At 73.0% G+C, this 19079-nt stretch carries 17 protein-coding genes; 7 read left to right on the top strand and 10 right to left on the bottom strand.

Annotated features, from left to right (window positions below; translation table 11 throughout):
- Positions 1-19 precede the first annotated feature (19 nt).
- The gene (locus ACGF13_RS37585) at positions 20-241 is read right to left on the bottom strand and encodes a hypothetical protein (protein ID WP_392883894.1); all 222 of its coding nucleotides are present in this window, start codon (positions 239-241) and stop codon (positions 20-22) included.
- Here ACGF13_RS37585 and ACGF13_RS37580 point away from each other — a divergent pair.
- Positions 161-754: a hypothetical protein gene (locus ACGF13_RS37580; RefSeq protein ID WP_392883959.1), complete on the top strand. Its 594-nt coding sequence runs from the start codon at positions 161-163 to the stop codon at positions 752-754. The two genes, ACGF13_RS37585 and ACGF13_RS37580, sit on opposite strands and share 81 nt — an antisense overlap.
- A 257-nt stretch (positions 755-1011) precedes the next feature.
- On the opposite strand, the gene ACGF13_RS37575 is transcribed toward ACGF13_RS37580, so the two are convergent.
- The gene (locus ACGF13_RS37575) at positions 1012-1707 is read right to left on the bottom strand and encodes a FadR/GntR family transcriptional regulator (protein WP_392883892.1); all 696 of its coding nucleotides are present in this window, start codon (positions 1705-1707) and stop codon (positions 1012-1014) included.
- Between the two features lie 191 nt (positions 1708-1898).
- On the opposite strand from ACGF13_RS37575, the gene ACGF13_RS37570 reads away from it, so the two are divergent.
- Both ACGF13_RS37570 and ACGF13_RS37565 read left to right on the top strand, forming a co-directional pair.
- A complete protein-coding gene (locus tag ACGF13_RS37570; protein ID WP_392883891.1) occupies positions 1899-2453 on the top strand; it encodes a gluconokinase in 555 nt (184 codons plus the stop codon).
- A gap of 2 nt (positions 2454-2455) precedes the next feature.
- On the top strand, positions 2456-3844 hold the full coding sequence (locus ACGF13_RS37565; RefSeq protein ID WP_392883958.1) for a gluconate:H+ symporter: 1389 nt from the start codon (positions 2456-2458) through the stop codon (positions 3842-3844).
- A gap of 132 nt (positions 3845-3976) precedes the next feature.
- Here the strand turns inward: ACGF13_RS37565 and ACGF13_RS37560 are convergent, their stop codons facing one another.
- Positions 3977-4594: a TetR/AcrR family transcriptional regulator gene (locus ACGF13_RS37560; protein WP_392883889.1), complete on the bottom strand. Its 618-nt coding sequence runs from the start codon at positions 4592-4594 to the stop codon at positions 3977-3979.
- A gap of 73 nt (positions 4595-4667) precedes the next feature.
- On the opposite strand from ACGF13_RS37560, the gene ACGF13_RS37555 reads away from it, so the two are divergent.
- Entirely contained in the window at positions 4668-5888 is a 1221-nt protein-coding gene (locus tag ACGF13_RS37555) for an amidohydrolase family protein (protein WP_392883887.1), read from the top strand.
- Between the two features lie 138 nt (positions 5889-6026).
- Here the strand turns inward: ACGF13_RS37555 and ACGF13_RS37550 are convergent, their stop codons facing one another.
- From ACGF13_RS37550 to mmuM, 5 genes are all read right to left on the bottom strand, one after another.
- Complete coding sequence (locus tag ACGF13_RS37550) at positions 6027-7622, bottom strand: FAD-dependent oxidoreductase (RefSeq protein ID WP_392883885.1); 1596 nt, start codon at positions 7620-7622, stop codon at positions 6027-6029.
- 172 nt (positions 7623-7794) lie between these two features.
- The gene (gene glpK, locus ACGF13_RS37545) at positions 7795-9315 is read right to left on the bottom strand and encodes a glycerol kinase GlpK (RefSeq protein ID WP_392883883.1); all 1521 of its coding nucleotides are present in this window, start codon (positions 9313-9315) and stop codon (positions 7795-7797) included.
- A 113-nt stretch (positions 9316-9428) separates the two neighbouring features.
- Positions 9429-10148, bottom strand: coding sequence for an MIP/aquaporin family protein (locus ACGF13_RS37540; RefSeq protein WP_392883881.1), 720 nt, complete (start codon positions 10146-10148; stop codon positions 9429-9431).
- 398 nt (positions 10149-10546) lie between these two features.
- Entirely contained in the window at positions 10547-11311 is a 765-nt protein-coding gene (locus ACGF13_RS37535) for an IclR family transcriptional regulator (RefSeq protein ID WP_392883879.1), read from the bottom strand.
- 194 nt (positions 11312-11505) lie between these two features.
- Positions 11506-12450, bottom strand: coding sequence for a homocysteine S-methyltransferase (mmuM, locus tag ACGF13_RS37530; protein ID WP_392883878.1), 945 nt, complete (start codon positions 12448-12450; stop codon positions 11506-11508).
- 184 nt (positions 12451-12634) lie between these two features.
- On the opposite strand from mmuM, the gene ACGF13_RS37525 reads away from it, so the two are divergent.
- The 3 genes from ACGF13_RS37525 to ACGF13_RS37515 all read left to right on the top strand — a co-directional run bounded on the left by ACGF13_RS37525 (position 12635) and on the right by ACGF13_RS37515 (position 16295).
- The gene (locus ACGF13_RS37525) at positions 12635-13537 is read left to right on the top strand and encodes an NUDIX domain-containing protein (protein WP_392883876.1); all 903 of its coding nucleotides are present in this window, start codon (positions 12635-12637) and stop codon (positions 13535-13537) included.
- Between the two features lie 50 nt (positions 13538-13587).
- On the top strand, positions 13588-14136 hold the full coding sequence (locus ACGF13_RS37520; RefSeq protein WP_392883875.1) for an NUDIX domain-containing protein: 549 nt from the start codon (positions 13588-13590) through the stop codon (positions 14134-14136).
- A gap of 140 nt (positions 14137-14276) precedes the next feature.
- A complete protein-coding gene (locus ACGF13_RS37515) occupies positions 14277-16295 on the top strand; it encodes an acetoacetate--CoA ligase (protein ID WP_392883873.1) in 2019 nt (672 codons plus the stop codon).
- Positions 16296-16367: 72 nt separating this feature from the next.
- Here the strand turns inward: ACGF13_RS37515 and ptsP are convergent, their stop codons facing one another.
- Both ptsP and ACGF13_RS37505 read right to left on the bottom strand, forming a co-directional pair.
- Positions 16368-18038 carry a phosphoenolpyruvate--protein phosphotransferase gene (ptsP, locus tag ACGF13_RS37510; protein WP_392883872.1) on the bottom strand — a complete coding sequence of 557 codons (1671 nt, stop codon included), beginning with the start codon at positions 18036-18038 and terminating at the stop codon, positions 16368-16370.
- Between the two features lie 96 nt (positions 18039-18134).
- Positions 18135-18584, bottom strand: a complete 450-nt coding sequence (locus tag ACGF13_RS37505) for a PTS glucose transporter subunit IIA (protein ID WP_392883871.1) — start codon at positions 18582-18584, stop codon at positions 18135-18137.
- Positions 18585-19079 lie beyond the last annotated feature (495 nt).

Genomic DNA, 19079 nt, shown 5'->3' with positions numbered 1-19079 from the left:
ATGCTGACGATCGCGCACCTCAGTGACATCCTCCCCCGGCCTTCGGCCGGGAGGTGCCCCCACCGGCCAGGTCCACGGCCGGGACGGCGGCAAGCGTGCCAGGCGGCGGGCCGAGCAGGTGATGGCGTACCTCGACGCCCTGCCCGGCCCGCTGGACGCGGTGCTGGTCACCGGCGACCTCGCCGACCACGGCCTCCCGGGGGAGTGCCGGGAGGCCGTCGAGGTGCTCGCCTCCCGGCACCCGGTGCTCACCTGCCCCGGCAACCACCACCCACTACCGGGCGCTGCCGGTCCGGCGCTGACCGGTTCGCCCGACGCTACGGGTGGTTGGTCCGCACCCTGGCCTGGCGCGGCGGCTGTTGCGGTGACTGGCGCGGCGGTTGGTACGGCTGCGGTTGGTGCGGCTGTTGGTACGGCTGTTGGTACGGCTGTTGGTACGGCGCCTGCTGCGGCCGCTGCTGCCCGGGCCCGTACGGCTGCGGCGACTCGTACGGCTGCCGGTAGACCGAGGAGGAGTCGCCCCGGGGGACCGGCCGCGGGGCCGGCAGTCCGGACGGCGGCCGGCTGCCCGCCATCGGGTACGCGGAGCCCGGTGCGCGCATCCGCTGGGCCGCGATCTGGCGGGAGATCAGGATCTCCAGCAGGCACCACATGGTGCCGAACACCCCGAGCCCCATCGCCAGCAGCGCCGGCGTCAGCAGCCAACTGCCCGCGTACGAGGCCAGCGTGGCCACCACGACGCCCACCAGGGTGAAGGAGAGGCAGAGCACCGCCCGGACTGCGGCGGCGCGCACCTCGTCGGGCAGGCGACGGCGACGGCGGCGGCGTGGCACGGACATCGAGCGACCCCCAGGCGCGTGGCGCGCGTTCGGTGTTCGGTGACGGATACGGAACGGGCGCACACGAAACGTGCCCCCTCGGCACACTCTGCCCCGCCGAACCAGGACTATGCGTCCGAAACCGCCGAACTGCCGCCAAATCGTGTCATCCCGGCGGCCCCGCGCCCCCGGCTCAGTCCAGCTGGAGGTTGAGCTCCTCCAGCGCGCCGGTGACGATCGTCCGCATCGCCCGCTCGGCGTGGGCGGCGTCCTGGGCGCAGATCGCCTCCGCGACCTCGCGGTGCAGCCGGATCGCGTACGGCTCCGGCTGATGGGGCATCAGATGGTACTCGGTCCGGCCGGTGAGCACAGCCGCGACGGTGTCCCCGAGGTGGGCGAACATCTCGTTGCCGGAGGCGCGCAGCACCAGGGAGTGGAAGGCGATGTCGTGCCCGAGGAAGGCGGTCAGGTCGGCGGCCCGTGCGGTGACCGTCAGATCCACGGCCAGTGAACTGAGTTCGCGCCGGTCGTCGTCGCTCGCGTGGGTGGCGGCGAGCGCGGCCGCGGCCGGTTCGACGGCCATCCGCAGCGAGCCGAGCGAGCGCAGCTGGGCGGGGCGGTCCGAGCCGGCCAGGCGCCAGCGGATCACCATCGGGTCGAAGACGTCCCAGAGCGACTTCGGCTGCACGGTGATCCCGACCCGGCGCCGGGAGGCGACCATCCGCATCCCCTCCAGGACCCGCACGGCCTCGCGGACCACCGTCCGGGACACCCCGAACCGGTCCTCCAGCTCCTCGCCGCGCAGCACCGCTCCCTCGGGGATCTCCCCCGACGCGATCGCCGGTCCGAGCTCGTCAAGCAGCCGCCCGGGCAGCCCCTGGATCTCCATCCGCCCAGCGTAGACGCCCGCCCCGGGCGCTTTCACGCCGCCCTGCGCGCGCTCACCTCGCCGTGTGCGCGCCCACGGCGCCCTGCGATCCAGACCACACCGCAAAAGTATGACGATTTGGTTTCTGTCACTTGAATACGTCATATCTTTGAGGCGATAGTGGCGGCCAGGCAACGAAGGAGCACCACCCCATGGGTCTCAGCGTCGAGAACCACGACCTTCCGAAGACCCCTCTCACCGTGGTGGTGATGGGCGTCTCGGGCGTCGGCAAGACCACCCTGGCCCGCCTGCTGGCGGACCGCCTCGCCCTCCCCTTCGCCGAGGCGGACGACTTCCACCCCGCGGCCAACATCGCCAAGATGTCGGCCGGCATCCCGCTGGACGACCAGGACCGCGCCCCCTGGCTGCGCGCCATCGGCGCCTGGCTCAAGGAGCGGACCGAGGCCGGCACCGGCGGTGTGGTGACCTGCTCGGCGCTGAAGCACCGCTATCGCGACACCCTGCGCGCGGCCTGCCCGGGCGCCTTCTTCCTGCACCTCAGCGGTGGTCACGAGCTGGTCGAGGACCGGCTCAGCCACCGCACCGGCCACTTCATGCCGTCCTCGCTGCTCGACTCGCAGTACGCCGCCCTGGAACCCCTGGCGGCGGACGAGCGCGGCGGCGTCCTGGACGTCGGCCCGTCCCCCGAAGAACTCGTCGAGATGGCCGTGGCGCTGCTGCGGCCCGTCAATGGAGACCTCGCGTGAGTATTGCCCCCACCCTGCTGGCGGCCGCCCCACCGGCCCTGCCGCACACCAGCAGCGACTCCCAGCTGCTGATCGCGGTGCTGCTCAGCATCGGTGCGATCGTCGTACTGATCACCAAGCTGAAGCTGCACCCGTTCCTCGCCCTCACGCTCGGCTCCGGTCTGCTGGCCGCCGTCGCGGGTGCCCCCTTCGACAAGCTGCTCAGCAGCTTCTCGACGGGCTTCGGCTCCACCGTCGCCAGCGTCGGCCTGCTGATCGGCCTCGGCGCGATGCTCGGCAAGCTGCTCGCCGACTCCGGTGGCGCCAACATCATCGCGGACACCGTGCTCTCCCGCACCGGCAACAAGGCGCTGCCCTGGGCGATGGCGCTGATCGCGGCCGTGCTCGGCCTGCCGCTGTTCTTCGAGGTCGGCGTCGTCCTGCTGATCCCGATCGTGCTGCTGGTCGCGCGCCGCGGCAACGTGCCGCTGATGCGGATCGGCATCCCCGCCCTGGCCGGCCTCTCGGTGCTGCACGGCCTGGTGCCGCCGCACCCGGGCCCGCTGGTCGCCGTCGACGCCCTGAAGGCCGACCTCGGCATCACCCTGGCGCTCGGCCTGCTGATCGCCGTCCCGACCCTGATCATCGCCGGTCCGCTGTTCGCGCGGCTGGCCGAGCGCTGGGTCGGCCCGCTGGAGATCCCGGCCGCCACCGCCCCCGAGGAGACGGCCAAGCGCGACCGCACCCCGTCGTTCGCCGCGGTGCTGGCCACCATCCTGCTGCCCGTCGTGCTGATGCTCGGCAAGGCGCTGGCCGACGTGGTGATCGACGACCCGAAGGCCCTGGTCCAGCGGGTGTTCGACTTCATAGGCTCCCCGCTGATCGCGCTGCTCGCCGCGACCCTGCTCGGCATGGTGACCCTCGGCAAGGCGGCCGGCTTCGACAAGGCCCGGATCTCCGACACCGTCGGCAAGTCGCTCGGCCCGATCGCCGGCATCGTGTTCATCGTCGGCGCGGGCGGCGGCTTCAAGCAGACCCTGATCGACGTCGGCGTCGGCAACGCGGTGAGCGAGTGGTCCGGCAAGTGGCACATCTCGGCGCTGCTGCTGGGCTGGCTGATCGCGGTGCTGATCCGCCTGGCCACCGGCTCGGCGACGGTCGCCACCATCACCGCGGCCGGCATCGTCTCCCCGCTCGCCGCGAACATGTCCTCGACCCACGCGGCCCTGCTGGTGCTCGCGATCGGTGCCGGCTCGCTGTTCTTCTCGCACGTCAACGACGCCGGCTTCTGGCTGGTGAAGGAGTACTTCGGGATGAGCGTCGGGCAGACGCTGAAGTCCTGGTCGGTGATGGAGACGGTGATCTCGGTGGTCGCCATCGCCCTGATCATGCCGCTCAGCCTGATCATCTAGCGGCCTCGACCGCAGCGCGCCGAGGGGCGGCACCCGTGACGTACGGGTGCCGCCCCTCGGCGTTTCCACCAGGCCGTGAAGTCGCGAAGCCGTAAAGCCGCGAAGTCGTGAAGTCGTCGAGTCGCCGAGTGGTCAGTCCAGCAGCCCCGACAGCACCGCCGCCGTCGCCGCCAGCAGGTCCTCCGCGACCGCACCGCCCGCCGCCGTCCGGGCCAGCAGCCCCTCCCGCGCGGCCAGGATCACCGACGCGGCCTGCGTGGCGCTCGCCCCCGGGGGCACCAGCGCCGGCAGGGCCCGCTCCAGCACCTCGGCCAGCGCCCGCGCGACCGCCCGGTCGTGCGCGGCGACCTGCTCGGCCAGCGCCTCCGTGCGGGCCGCGACCAGCCGGAACTCCAGGAACAGCAGGATCCACCCGGTGTCCGCGGGATCGACCCGCAGCAGCGCCTCGACCAGCCGCTCCGCCCGCTCCCGGGGCGCCAGCCCCTCGCAGGCGGCGGCCAGTTCCGCCAGCTCGGCCATCCGCCGCGCGGCCTGGTCGTCGAAGAGGGCCAGCAGCAGCTCCTCCTTGCTGCCGAAGTTCGAGTAGAAGGCGCCGCGGGTGTAGCCGGCGGCGGCGCAGATGTCCTCGATGCTCGTCCGGGCGAAGCCGACGGAGAGGAACAGTTCGCCGGCCGCGGCGAGCAGCCGGGCCCGGGTGTGGACGCGGCGTCGGGGTGGTCGGGGAGCGGTTTCGGCGGGGGGCGGGTTCACAGCAGAACGATACATGGTGTATTCAGTACGGGTCGTATTCAATACGTGCCGTACTGAAACGAGGGCCACCATCGTGAATCGACTGCTGATCACCAACGCCCACCTCCTCCACCCCGAGGACGGAACCCGTACCGACCTCGGCTGGCTGGAGGCCGCCGACGGCCGGATCGCCGCCACCGGGACCGGCCGCCCGCCCACCGCCACCGAGGGCGTCCGGGTCCTCGACGCCGCCGGCGGCACCGTCCTGCCCGGCCTGATCGACGCCCACGTCCACCTGCTGGTCACCTCGCTCGACCTGCGTGACCTGGCCGACTGGACCCCGGGCTACGCCACCGTGCGGGCCCTCGCCGAGGCCGAGCGCATGCTGCGCCGCGGCTTCACCACCGTCCGCGACGTCGGCGGCGCCGACCACGGGATGGCCCGCGCGCTGGCCGAGGGCCTGGTGCCCGGTCCGCGGCTGCTGCACGGCGGCAAGGCGCTCTCCCAGACCGGCGGCCACGGCGACCTGCGCCCGCTCGGCGACGACGCCCTGCCCTGCTGCGAGGCCCGCCCGCACTTCGGCCGGATCGCCGACGGCGTGGACGCGGTGCGGGCCGCCGCCCGGGACGAGTTCCGCAAGGGCGCCCGCCACCTCAAGGTGCTGCTCTCCGGTGGCGTCGCCTCCCCGCACGACGAGATCGCCGCCGTCCAGTACAGCGAGGAGGAGATCCGCGCGGCCGTCGAGGAGGCCGACAACCACAACCGCTACGTCACCGTGCACGCCTACCACCCGCGGGCGATCGACCGCGCCCTGCGGGCCGGTGTGCGCTGCGTCGAGCACGGCAACCTGCTGGACGACACCACCGTCGCCCTGCTGCTGGAGAAGGAGGCCTTCCTGGTGCCGACCCTGGTCGCCTACGAGCAGACCGCCAGGCTCGGCGCCGCCTCCGGCCTGCCGGCCGCCTCCCTGGGCAAGCTCGCCGAGGTCCGCGACCGGGGCCTGGAGGCGCTGGAGCGCGCCCACCGCGCGGGCGTCGACCTGGTCTACGGCAGCGACTTGCTCGGCCCGATGCTCCCGGCCCAGCTGGAGGAGTTCACCCTGCGCGCCCAGGTCCAGCCGGTCGCGGACGTGCTGCGCTCGGCGACCACCACGGCGGCCCGGCTGCTCGGCATGGCGGGGGAGATCGGCACCCTCGCCCCGGGCGCCCACGCCGACCTGCTCGTACTCGACGGCGACCCGATCGCCGACCTCACCGTGCTCACCCGCCCCGACCTGCACCCGAAGCGGGTGGTCAAGGCCGGCGTCCCGGTCTGACGGCCGGAGGGTACGGCGAAACGGCGGGCGGGCGCCCGGGGAAACCCCGAACGCCCGCCCGTCGAAAGCGATGTGCCTACCTGTTCCCGCGCTTCGCGAGGCTGCGCTTACCTGTTCCCGCGCTTCGCGAGGCTGTGCCTACTTGTTCCCACGCTTCGCGAGGAAGGCCTCGACCTCGGCCTTGATCTCCGGCGTGTCCAGCCCGCGCACCGTCATCGTGGTGCGGCGGCGCAGCACGTCGTCCGCGGTGTACGCCCACTCGTTGTCCGCCGCGTACGCGACCTGCGCCCAGACGTCCGGGCCGTCCTCGTGGATCGGGCGGCCGAGCTCCGGGTTCTCGTCGATCATGCGGGCGATGTCGAAGGACAGGGTGCCGTAGTGGCTGGCCAGGTGCTTGGCCACCAGCGGCTCCATCCGCGAGCCGGGCTCGCGGTCGATCAGCAGGCGGTGCGCCACCGCGTTCGGCGCGCCGACGCCCGGCAGCGGGACGGTCGGGGCGATCGGGGACATGTCCTCGCCGAGGCTGGTGCCGGGCACGTGGGCCAGCTTCTCCAGCACCGCGCGGCCGATGTGCCGGTAGGTGGTCCACTTGCCGCCGGAGACCGACAGCATGCCGCCGCGGCCCTCGGTGACGACCGTCTCGCGCTTGGCGGCGGCGGTGTCGCCCGGGCCGCCCGGCAGCACGCGCAGGCCGGCGAAGGAGTAGGTGATCAGGTCGCGGTCGAGGTGCTCGTCGCGGATGGCGTGCGCGGCCTCGCCCATGATCTGGTCGATGTCCGCGTCGGTGGCCCGGACGTCCTTCGGGTCGCCGGTGTACTCCTCGTCGGTGGTGCCGAGCAGGACGTGGTCCTCCCACGGGATGGCGAAGGAGACGCGGTACTTGTCGATCGGGATGGTCAGCGCGGCGCGCCACGGCGAGCGGCGCTTGACGACCACGTGGGCGCCCTTGGAGAGGCGGATCGACGGCGCGGCGCCGGCGTCCTCCATCTTGCGCAGGTGGTCGACCCACGGGCCGGTGGCGTTCAGCACCAGGCGGGCGTCGATGCCGAACTCGCTGCCGTCCAGGCGGTCGCGCAGCTCGGCGCCGGTGACCCGGCCGCCGGTGAAGCGCAGACCGGTGACCTCGGCGTGGTTGAGCACCACGGCGCCGGCGTCGACCGCGGCGCGCACGGTCATCACGGCGACGCGCGAGTCGTTCATCTGGTGGTCGCCGTAGACGGCCACCGAGCGCAGGCCCTCGGTGCGCAGCGCGGGCACCTGCTGGGCGGCGTGCGCGGCGGTGGAGACCCGGCCCATGCCGTCGCGGAAGGCGGACAGCGCCGAGTAGAGGAAGACGCCGGCGCCGAGCTTGGCGGCGCCGTGCGGGCCGCCCTTGTAGACCGGCACGAAGAAGGTCAGCGGGTTGACCAGGTGCGGGGCCACGTCGGTGGAGAGCGCGCGGCGCTCCTTGTGGTTCTCCGCGACCAGCTTGACCGCGCCGGTCTGCAGGTAGCGCAGACCGCCGTGGACGAGCTTGGAGGAGGCGCTGGAGGTGGCGCCGGCGAAGTCGCCGGCGTCGACCATGGCGACCTTCAGGCCGGCCTGGGACGCGGTCCAGGCGACGGCCGTGCCGAGGATGCCGCCCCCGATCACCAGCAGGTCGTAGGTGGCCTTGCCGAGCAGCTCGCGGGTCTCGGCGCGGGAAGCGGTGCGGCCGGCGGTGCGCTCGGCGCCCAGGGTCGGGATGGTTGCCATGGTGGTTGTGTACGGCGCGCGGGTCGGGCGGCGCCGTTACTCCTCTCGTGTGCGGTGCGGCCCCTGCGGGAGAGGCCGGTCGGCCCGGTGCGGCGGGCCGTGAAACCAGTGACGCCCGTTGTCGGAACAGCGGGCGGCCGGCCGGGGCGCGGAGCCCCGACCGGCTCGTCGGTCAGTTGTTCTCTTCCTCCTCCACCCAGTCCATGGTGCGCTCCACGGCCTTGAGCCACTTCTTGTACTCGCGCTCCCGGGTGGCCTCGTCCATGCGCGGGGTCCACTCGGCGGCGCGGTGCCAGTTGGCCCGCAGGGTGTCGAGGTCGTTCCAGAAGCCGACGGCGAGACCGGCCGCGTAGGCGGCGCCGAGGGCGGTGGTCTCGGCCACGTACGGGCGCTCGACCGGGGCGTCCAGGACGTCGGCGATGTTCTGCATGAGCAGGTTGTTGCTGGTCATGCCGCCGTCGACCTTGAGGGCGGTGAGCTCGACCCCGGAGTCCTTCTGCATGGCGTCGACGACCTCGCGGGTCTGCCAGGCGGTGGCCTCCAGGACGGCCCGGGCCAGGTGGCCCTTGGTGACGTACCGGGTCAGGCCGGCGATCACACCGCGGGCGTCGGAGCGCCAGTACGGGGCGAACAGGCCGGAGAAGGCCGGGACGAAGTAGGCGCCGCCGTTGTCCTCGACGGTGTTGGCGAGGGTCTCGATCTCGGCGGCGGTGGAGATGATGCCGAGCTGGTCGCGCAGCCACTGGACGAGCGAGCCGGTGACGGCGATCGAGCCTTCCAGGGCGTACACCGGGGCCTGGTCGCCGATCCGGTAGCCGACGGTGGTCAGCAGGCCGTGGTACGAGTTGACGACCTTCTCGCCGGTGTTCAGCAGCAGGAAGGTGCCGGTGCCGTAGGTGGACTTGGCCTCGCCCTCGTCGAAGCAGGTCTGGCCGAACAGCGCGGCCTGCTGGTCGCCGAGCGCGGAGGCGACGGGGACGCCGGCCAGGTCGCCGACGGCCTCGCCGTACACCTCGGCGGAGGAGCGGATCTCCGGCAGGACGGACATCGGGACGTCCATCGACTCGGCGATCTTGTCGTCCCACTGCAGGGTGTGCAGGTTCATCAGCATGGTGCGGCTGGCGTTGGTGACGTCCGTGACGTGCTTGCCGCCGTTGACACCGCCGGTGAGGTTCCAGATCACCCAGGTGTCCATGGTGCCGAAGAGGATGTCGCCGGCCTCGGCGCGCTCGCGCAGGCCCTCGACGTTGTCCAGCAGCCAGCGGATCTTCGGGCCGGCGAAGTAGCTGGCCAGGGGGAGGCCGGTCTCGCGGCGGAAGCGGTCCTGGCCGACGTTGCGGCCCAGCTCGCGGCAGAGCCCCTCGGTGCGGGTGTCCTGCCACACCAGCGCGTTGTGCACCGGCTCGCCGGTGTTCTTGTCCCACAGGACGGTGGTCTCGCGCTGGTTGGTGATGCCGATCGCGCGGATGTCGTCCTTGGTCAGGCCGGCCTTCTCCAGCGCGCCGCGGACGACCGACTGCACCCGGGTCCAGATCTCGGCGGCGTCGTGCTCGACGTAGCCGGGCTGGGGGAAGATCTGCCGGTGCTCCTGCTGGTCGACGGCGACGATGCGGCCGTCGGCGCCGAAGATGATGCAGCGGCTGGAGGTGGTGCCCTGGTCGATCGCGGCGATGTAGTTACCGGTGGAGGTCATGGGGAGGGTCCTCGGCTCTGGTTCGGGGGATACGGGGTGGGTGGGCCTGACGAGCCTGCTCGGTCAGTCCCCGTGTGCGGCGGGGTCGACACCGCTCATTTCGAGAGGGGTCTCTAGAAGATGGCGTTGTAGACGCCGCCGGCCGCCAGGCCGCCCAGGATCGGGCCGACGACCGGGATCCAGGCGTACGACCAGTCGGAGCCGCCCTTGTTCGGGATCGGCAGCAGGGCGTGGGCGATGCGCGGGCCGAGGTCACGGGCCGGGTTGATCGCGTAGCCGGTCGGGCCGCCCAGCGAGAGGCCGATGCCGACGACGGTGAAGGCGACCATCAGGGTGCCGGTGCCGGACTGGGAGAGTCCGGAGTTGGTGCCGATGGTGAGGATCGCGAAGCAGAGCACGAAGGTGCCGATGACCTCGGTGATCACGTTCTGGATCGGGTTCCGGATCTCGGGGCCGGTCGAGAAGATGCCGAGGGTGGGCTCCTCGTTCGCGTTGAACTGGCCCAGGTAGGTGGCCCAGACCAGCACGGCGCCGATGATCGCGCCGAGCAGCTGGGAGCCGAGGTAGAGCGGCACCTGGCTCCAGTCGCCGCTCTTGACCGCGAGGGCGATGGTGACGGCCGGGTTGAGGTGGGCGCCGGACTTCGGAGCCGACATGTAGGCGGCGATGAGGACCGCGAATCCCCAGCCGAAGGTGATCGCCAGCCAACCGGCGTTGACGGCCTTCGACTTCTTGAGGGTCACGGCGGCGCAGACGCCACCGCCGAGAAGTATCAGGGCGGCGGTGCCGAGGGTTTCGCCGACGAAGACGTCGCCGTTGGAGAACGCGGACACAAAGACTCCCTTGTCCATATGGCCCGGAGGGTGGTGGGGGCAGGCGGTCGGTCGATCGCTGTGCGGGTGAGCTCACTGTGGGAGTGATCTCTCCGGCCATCGTTCGACAATGTCGACCGTCATGCGGAAGCTTCCTCCCCAGGTCGCCCCCACGTCAAGGCGGGGTTACGCAGCTGTGACCCGCGCCTCGACGGGTCCGTCGAGGCTACCGAGGGGAGCGTCCCGAAACCGGACAAAACGCCCGAGGCGCGGACAGGCCTACCGGCCGTCCGCGCCTCGGCGTGACGAATCGGCGGCTCTGGGCGAGCCGTCCGTGGGTGTGTTCGGAGACGTACTCCGAGGTGTGCTCCGAGACGTACCCGGGGGTGCGCTCGGAGGGTGGGTCCGTGGGGGTGCGCTCAGAACCGTCCGGCGCCCAGGTCGCGGGAGATCGCCCGCGCCGCGCTGCGCACCGAGGCCACCAGCGAGGGCTTCACGAAGCCGTCCTCGCAGACCCGCTCCACCGCCCCGCTGATGCACACCGCGCCCACCGGGTTGCGCCGCCGGTCCTGGATCAGCGCGCCGATCGAGGCCACGCCCTCCCAGGTCTCCTCGATCGAGTCCGCCCAGCCGCGCTCCCGGATCAGCGCGCACTCGGCGTCCACGTCGGCCGCCCCGGTCAGCGTCCGCATGGTGTACGACTCGTACGGTCCGTCGCCCAACTCCCCACGCGCGACCGGGTCGTAGGCCACCAGCACCTTGCCCAGCGCGGTGCTGTGCAGCGGCTGCATCGAGCCCACCTCCAGCACCTGCCGGGTGTCGTCCGGCCGGAACACGTGGTGCACGATCAGCACGCCCTGCTGGTGCAGCACCCCCAGGTAGACCGTCTCCCCGGCCGCCCGGGCCAGGTCGTCTGCCCACACCAGCGCCCGCGCCCGCAGCTCGTGCACGTCCAGGTAGCTCTGCCCCAGCCGCAGCAGTTCGGCGCCCAGCTGGTACTTGCCGCTCTCCGGGTCCTGCTCGACGAACCCCTCCTGCTGCAGCGTGCGCAGGATGCCGTGCGCGGTGCCCTTGGCCAGGTCCAGCGCCGTCGCGACCTCGGACAGGCCCAGCCGGCGCTCGCCGCCGGCCAGCAGCCGCAGGATCGCGGCGGCCCGGGAAAGCGACTGGATCGGGCCGGGCATGGGAACCTCCGCGCTGACAGGCGGTCGACATTGTCGACCGCAGGGGTGACGGGACGAGTCTGCCAGGCCGCCGAGGCTCCGTGCACCTTCCCCCCGGGTAACCGCCCCCGACCCCTGTCGACCAGCGGCGTCGACCCGCGGTCCGGGCCGTCGCGTGCGCTCCCGCCCGCCGCGCCGGCACCCCGTCCGCACCGTCAGTCCGACGCTCCCGCCCGCTGCGTCCGCTGCACCGTCACCTCCGCCGCCAGCGCGGCGATCCCGTCCGTCCCGACCCGGCAGCAGCCGCCCACCAGCCGCGCGCCGTCCGCGAGCCAGCCATCCACCCGGGCCGAGCGGAAGGTCGGCTCGCCGCGCCAGCCCCGGCGGGCGGCGTCCCAGCGCTCCCCGCTGTTCGGGTAGACCACCACCGGCTTCCCGGTCACCTCGGCGGCCACCGCCACCGCCCGGTCCGCGTCCCGCGGCGTGCAGCAGTTGACGCCCACCGCGACCACCTCGTCCACCCCGGCGGCCACCGCGAAGGCCTCCGCCAGCGGCTGCCCGGCCCTGGTCCGGTCACCCTCGATGCTGTACGACAGCCAGGCCGGCACCCCCAGCCCGCGCACCAGCCCCAGCAGCGCCCGCGCCTCGTCCACGTCCGGCACCGTCTCCAGCGCCAGCACGTCAGGCCGGGCCGCCGCCAGCACCTCCAGCCGCGGCCGGTGGAAGTCCGCCAGCTCCGCGACGCTCAGCCCGTACCGGCCCCGGTACTCCGAGCCGTCCGCCAGCACCGCCCCGTACGGGCCCACCGAGGCCGCCACCCAGCGCCGCCGCCCGCCCGGCTCCGGGCGCGCCGCCTCCCGGGCCAGCTCCACACTGCTCGCCAGCAGCCGGGCGGCCTGCGCCCGGCCGACCCCGCGGCGCGCGAAGCCCTCGAAACTCGCCTGGTAGCTCGCGGATATCGCGACGTCCGCGCCCGCCGCGAAGTACGCCCGGTGCGCCGCCAGCACCGCCTGCGGGTCGTCCGCCAGCAGCCGCGCGGACCACAGCTCGTCCGAGAGGTCGTGCCCGTCCGCCGCCAACTGGTTCGACATCCCTCCGTCGAGCACCAGCGGACCGGCGGCCAGCGCGGCGACGAAGTCGGGCGGGGGGAGAATGGGCATGTCGGTCTCCTCTGGCAGAGTTCCTGGTCACAGCCTAGGCCGGGGCACTCCGGCCGAGTGCCCCGGCCGTGGAGGAAAACCGTTTGCCGCCGGGGAAAGCGCTCGTTACGTTGTGCTCAGCCCGAGAAGAACAGCACCGGCGGCCAGGCCGGCGGCACCGGAACGCACGGAAGGGAGCCCGGCGATGGCAGTGGACGACCAACCGCCCTCCACCGGGCCCCGAGCCGAACAGGAGTGGCTCGCCGCGTACGATCCGCGCGCCTACGCCCCGGTCGCCGTCACCGTGGACGTGGTCGCCCTGACGTTGCGCCACGGCAGCCTGCACGTGCTGCTCGTCGAGCGCGGCGCCCCGCCCCACCAGGGCTGCTGGGCGCTGCCCGGCGGCTTCCTGCGGGCCGGCGAGGAGAGCCTGGACGAGGCCGCGGCCCGCGAGCTCGCGGAGGAGACGGGCCTGCGGGGCGCCTCCGCGACCGAGACGCTCTGCCGGCTCCACCTCGAACAGCTCGGCAGCTACGGCGCCCCCGAGCGGGACCCTCGGATGCACGTCGTCTCCGTCGCCTACCTCGCCTTCGCCCCCGACCTGCCCGACCCCCAGGCCGGGACGGACGCCGCGGCCGCCGCCTGGCACCCCGTCTCCGACCTGGACCTCCGGCCCCGTGGCCGGTCCCGAGCCGCCGGTGTGCCCGCCGACACCCACGGGGGTGGCGTCGACGGGCGCACCGGCCCCGGCCCGCTCACGCTGGCCTTCGACCACGCCCGCATCCTCGCCGACGGCCTCGACCGGGTGCGCGCCAAACTCGAGTACAGCCCGCTGGCCACCGCCTTCCTGCCGTACGACTTCACCATCCCCGACCTCCGCGCCGTCTACGAGGCGGTCTGGGACGAGAAGCTCCACCCCGGCAACTTCCACCGCAAGGTGCTGTCGGTGCCCGGCTTCGTCGAGAGCACCGGCACCACCACCGAGCGCGGCGGCGCCCGCGGCGGCCCCCGTGCCCGCACGTACCACGCCGGCGACGCCCGGCTGCTGCACCCCGCGCTGCTCCGCCCCGCCCGGGAGGAGAGCACCGAGGACACCGGGGCGCCCTGAGCCTCCCCGGCCCGGGGCACCACCGTCGACGGCCGGGCTACCATCCGGCCATGACGACTGACGAAGCGATCCAGAGCGCCCACCGGCCGTTCTCGCACTGCCACTTCTGCGGCACGCCCTACCCGCCCGGCACCCTCGCCTGGCCGCGCACCTGCCCCGGCTGCGCCGAGATCAGCTACCGCAACCCGCTGCCCGTCGCGGTCACCGTCCTCCCCGTCACCCGCCCCGACGCCGACCCCGCCCTGGTCGTCATCCGCCGCACCATCGAGCCCGGCTACGGCGAACTCGCCTTCCCCGGCGGCTACATGGACTACGGCGAGAGCTGGCAGCAGGCCTGCGTGCGCGAACTGCACGAGGAGACCGGCATCACCGCCGACGCGGCCGAGATCACCCTGATCCACACCGCCTCCGACCCCAACGGCCGCTTCGTGATGCTCTGCGGACTGCTCCCGACCAGACCGCTCGCCGACCTCCCGCCCTCGCGCCCCACCGACGAGACCGACGGCTGGCTGCTCGCCACCGCCGAGACCCCACTCGTCTGGGACTTCCACAACGGCGTCCTGCGCCGCTGGTTCGGCGGCGAGTTCACCCGGCGCTGACCTCCCGCCGACCTCCCGTCCACCCATCGGCCGACCCTGGCGCGGCGGGCGATCACGTGGCATGGTCTGCACCGACAGCCCAACCGGACGGGTCTGCCACGAGCCCTCCCGTCCCCACCACCGGCCGGGAGACCACCACCGTGAGCACCCCACCACAGGACCAGCCGCTCTGGCGCCCCACCCCCGCTCGCGCCGCCGACACCACCCTGGTGGCCTTCCAGGCCTGGGCCGCCGAACACCACGGCGCCCCGGCCGCCCCCCTCGCCCCGGCCACCGACGACCAGCAGGCCGCCGAGCGCTACGCCGCCCTGCACGCCTGGTCCACCGAGGACCTCGACCGGTTCTGGACCGCGATCACCCAGTGGTTCGACGTCCGCTTCCGGCAGGCCCCCGAAGCCGTCCTCGCCGACGCCACCATGCCCGGCGCCCGCTGGTTCCCCGGCGCCCGCCTCAACTACGCCGAGCACGCCCTGCGCGCGGCGGAGAACCCCGCCAACGCCGACCACCCCGCGATCCTCCACCTCGACGAGATCACCGAGCAGCCGGCCGTCCTCACCTGGTCCGAACTCCGCCGCCAGGTCGGCTCGCTGGCCGCGGCCCTGCGCGCCCGCGGCATCGGCCCCGGCGACCGGGTCAGCGCCTATCTGCCCAACGTCCCGCAGGCCGCCGTCGCCCTCCTCGCCACCGCTGCCGTCGGCGCGGTCTGGACCAGCTGCGCCCCCGACTTCGGCGCCCGCAGCGTCCTCGACCGCCTCCAGCAGATCGAGCCCGCCGTCCTGTTCGCCATCGACGGCTACCACTACGGCGGCAAGGACCACGACCGCACCGAGGTCGTCGCCGAACTGCGCCGCGAACTGCCCAGCCTGCACACCGTCGTCCACGTCCCGCTGCTCGGCGCCCCCGCCCCCGAGGGCGCCCTGAACTGGGACGACCTGGTCGCCGACGACGTGGAGCCGGTCTTCGAGGCCGTCCCCTTCGACCACCCGCTCTGGGTGCTCTACTCCTCCGGCACCACCGGCCTGCCCAAGGCCATCGTCCAGAGCCAGGGCGGCATCCTGCTCGAACACCTCAAGCAGGCCGGCCTCCACCTCGACCTCGGCCCGCGGGACCGCTTCCTCTGGTACACCTCCACCGGCTGGATGATGTGGAACTTCCTGCTGGCCGGCCTCCTCGTCGGGTCCACGATCGTCACCTACGACGGCAGCCCCGGACACCCCGACACCGGCGCCCTCTGGTCGGTCGCCGCCCGCACCGGCGCCACCGTCCTCGGCACCTCCGCCGCCTACGTGATCGCCAGCCGCAAGGCCGAACTCCACCCCGGCCGCGACCTCGACCTCTCCGCCGTCCGCTGCATCGGCACCACCGGCTCCCCGCTCCCGCCCGACGGCTTCCGCTGGATCTACGACGAGGTCAAGCAGGACGTCTGGCTCGCCTCCGTCAGCGGCGGCACCGACGTCTGCTCCTGCTTCGTCGGCGGTGTCCCCACCCTCCCCGTGCACCTCGGCGAGATCCAGGCCCCCTGCCTCGGCGCGGCCGTCGAGTCCTGGGACGCCCAGGGCCACCCCCACACCGACGCCGTCGGCGAACTCGTCGTCACCAAGCCCATCCCGTCGATGCCCACCGGCTTCTGGAACGACCCCGAGGGCACCCGCTACCACGACAGCTACTTCGACACCTACCCCGGCATCTGGCGCCACGGCGACTGGATCACCGTCACCTCCCGCGGCACCGTCGTCATCCACGGCCGCTCCGACTCCACCCTCAACCGCCAGGGCGTCCGGATGGGCTCCTCGGACATCTACGAGGTCGTCGAGCGCCTCCCCGAGATCGCCGAGTCCCTGGTCATCGGCCTGGAGGAGCCCGACGGCGGCTACTGGATGCCGCTGTTCGTCGTCCTCGCCCCCGGCGCGGAGCTGACCGACGACGTGATCGGGCGCATCCGCACCTCGCTGCGCACCGAGCTCTCCCCGCGCCACGTGCCCGACGAGGTCATCGCCGTCCGCGGCCTCCCGCACACCCTCACCGGCAAGCGGATCGAGGTCCCGGTCAAGCGCATCCTCTCCGGCACCCCGCTGGAGCAGGCCGTCAACCCCGGCTCCGTCGACCACCTCGAGCACCTGCGCTTCTTCGAGCGGCTCCGCCTCGACCGCCAGGCCTGACCGGCCCGGCGCGAACGAAAGGGGCGCCCCCACCGCGATGGTGGGAGCGCCCCCTTCTCGTCTCTTATGCCGTCACTCGCCGGAGAGCACCTGCTGCGCCGCGGCCCGCGCCTCCTCGGCGCTGTCCGCGGCCCGGGCCGCCTCGGCCGCCCGGCGGCACTGCGCCAGCGTGTACTTGGCGAGCGTGGTCCGCACGTAGGGGATCGAAGCCGCGCCCATCGACAGGCTGGTGACGCCCAGACCGGTCAGCACCACGGCCAGCAGCGGGTCGGAGGCCGCCTCGCCGCAGACGCCGCAGCTCTTGCCGCTCACCCGCGCCGCGTCGGCCGCCGCGGCGACCAGGTCCAGCAGGGCCGGCTGCCACGGGTCCTGGAGCCGGGCCAGCGCACCGACCTGACGGTCGGCCGCGAAGGTGTACTGGGCGAGGTCGTTGGTCCCCAGCGACAGGAACTCGACCTCCTGGAGGATCGCCCTGGCGCGCAGCGCGGCCGACGGGATCTCCACCATCGCACCGAACTTGGCGTCCAGCCCGGCCTCCCGGCACGCGGCCGCGAAGTCCTTGGCGTCCTTGCGGTCGGCCACCATCGGGGCCATCACCTCAAGATGCACCGGCAGCCCCTCGGCCGCCTTGGCCAGCGCCTCGAGCTGGGTGCGCAGCACGTCGGGGTGCTCGAGCAGGGTGCGCAGCCCGCGCACGCCCAGCGCCGGGTTCGGCTCGTCGGCGGGGGTCAGGAAGTCCAGCGGCTTGTCGGCGCCGGCGTCCAGCACCCGGACCACGACCCGGCCCTCGGGGAAGGCCTCCAGCACCTTGCGGTACGCCTCGACCTGCTTCTCGGCACTGGGCGCCTTCGCCGAGTCGTCCAGGAAGAGGAACTCGGTGCGGAACAGGCCGACGCCCTCGGCGCCGTTCTCCAGCGCGGCCGGCACGTCGGCCGGACCGCCCACGTTCGCCAGCAGCGGTACCCGGTGACCGTCCGAGGTCTGCCCCGGGCCGGAGGAGGAGGCCAGCGCGGCCTTGCGCTCGGCGGCGACCGCCCGCAGCTCGTCCTGCTTCTCCCGGGACGGCTCCACCAGCACGTCGCCGGAGCTGCCGTCCACCGCGACGACGGTGCCCTCGGCGACCTCGATCGCACCCGGCAGTGCCACGACGGCCGGCACACCCATCGCCCGGGCCAGGATGGCGCTGTGGCTGGTCGGCCCGCCCTCCTCGGTCACGAAGCCGAGCACCAGCGTCGGGTCGAGCAGCGCGGTGTCGGCCGGCGCCAGGTCCCGCGCGAACAGCACGTACGGCTCGTCGCTGTCCGGCACGCCCGGCATCGGCACACCGAGCAGCCGGGCCACGATCCGGTTGCGCACGTCGTCCAGGTCGGCGACCCGCCCGGCCAGGTACTCCCCGGCGGAGGCGAGCAGTGCCCGGTAGGCCGCGAACGCGTCGTAGACGCCACGCTCGGCGCTGCTGCCGACGGCGATCCGGCGGGACACGTCGGCCATCAGCTCAGGATCCTGCGCCATCAGCGCCTGGGCCTCCAGTACGGCCTGCGCCTCGCCCCCCGCGAGGTTGCCGCGCGCGATGAGGTCGGCGGCGACCGCCTCGACGGCGGCCTGGGCCCGGGCCTGCTCCCGCGGGGCGTCCTCGGTCGGGATCTGGGTGGCCGGGGGCTCCAGTACCGCCGTCCCCATGTGCCGCACCTGGCCGATCGCGACCCCGTGGCTCACGCCCACGCCGCGCAGCGTCTTCTCCATGTCACCTGTCTCCGCTGAGATGAGCGGCCCCGCCGGGAACCGCTGTGTGGGGGCCGCCCCGTCATCTCGTTCGGGGCGGGTGTCGGAAGGAAGAGATCAGCTCCAGCTGAACAGCTGGTCGCCCGCCTTGGCCTCGCCGTCCTCCCGCAGGTCGCCGAGCGACTCGGCGGTGGCCTCCAGGGCCACGATCGGCGAGATCGGCGACTTGCCGGCGGCCTCGACGGCGGCCGGGTCCCACTTGATGACGGCCTGACCGCGGGTCACCGTGTCGCCCTTGGCGACGAGCAGCTCGAAGCCCTCGCCGTTCAGCTGGACGGTGTCGATCCCGAGGTGGGTCAGCACACCGTGGCCCTCGGCGTCCACCACGACGAACGCGTGCGGGTGCATGGAGACGACGACACCGTCCACCGGGGCGAGCGCCGTGGTCTGCTCACGCACCGGGTCGATCGCGGTGCCCGGGCCGACCATCGCACCCGAGAACACCGGGTCGGGCACGCCCGCGAGCCCCACGATCTTGCCGGTCAGCGGCGACGTCACAGTGGTCATGGTTGTGCCTCCCAAGTACGCAGTACAGCGAGCGGCCGCGAGGAGCGGCACGACGATCAACTGAAGCCTAAATGATGTCAACTAGGGACATCTGCTGACATTCCCGGGCGAAGAACCGCCCGCGCCTGCCCAGTCGGCCGGCGGCTCACCGGCCCGCGAGTGGTCTAGTCCTCTTGGCCGATGCGCCGCACTCTACAGGCATCTTGGCGAAACGGGACCATTGCTGTATATGCTCGCGAGAGCAACAAATCATGCCGCCGTCCGGGGGACTCCCGGTGCGCCCCGATTCGCGCTCCGGTCGGCCACCCGCTATGGTTGGTCGAGTCGCCGCGACTCCGCGGTTAACGCCAGATTGCAGATGTGAAAAGCCCCGGTAAACGGAGCGGAAAACATCTGCTAGGCTGGAAACACGAAAGAACGAAGCCCGGAGGGTCCGCTGGAAGGCGGTCCGAAGGAAGCGTCCGTTCCTTGAGAACTCAACAGCGTGCCAAAAGT

This window comes from Kitasatospora sp. NPDC048286 (assembly GCF_043201735.1).
Lineage (GTDB): Bacteria > Actinomycetota > Actinomycetes > Streptomycetales > Streptomycetaceae > Kitasatospora.
The sequence above is the reverse complement of the archived record's forward strand: the minus strand, read 5'-3'. Positions and strand labels throughout refer to the sequence as shown.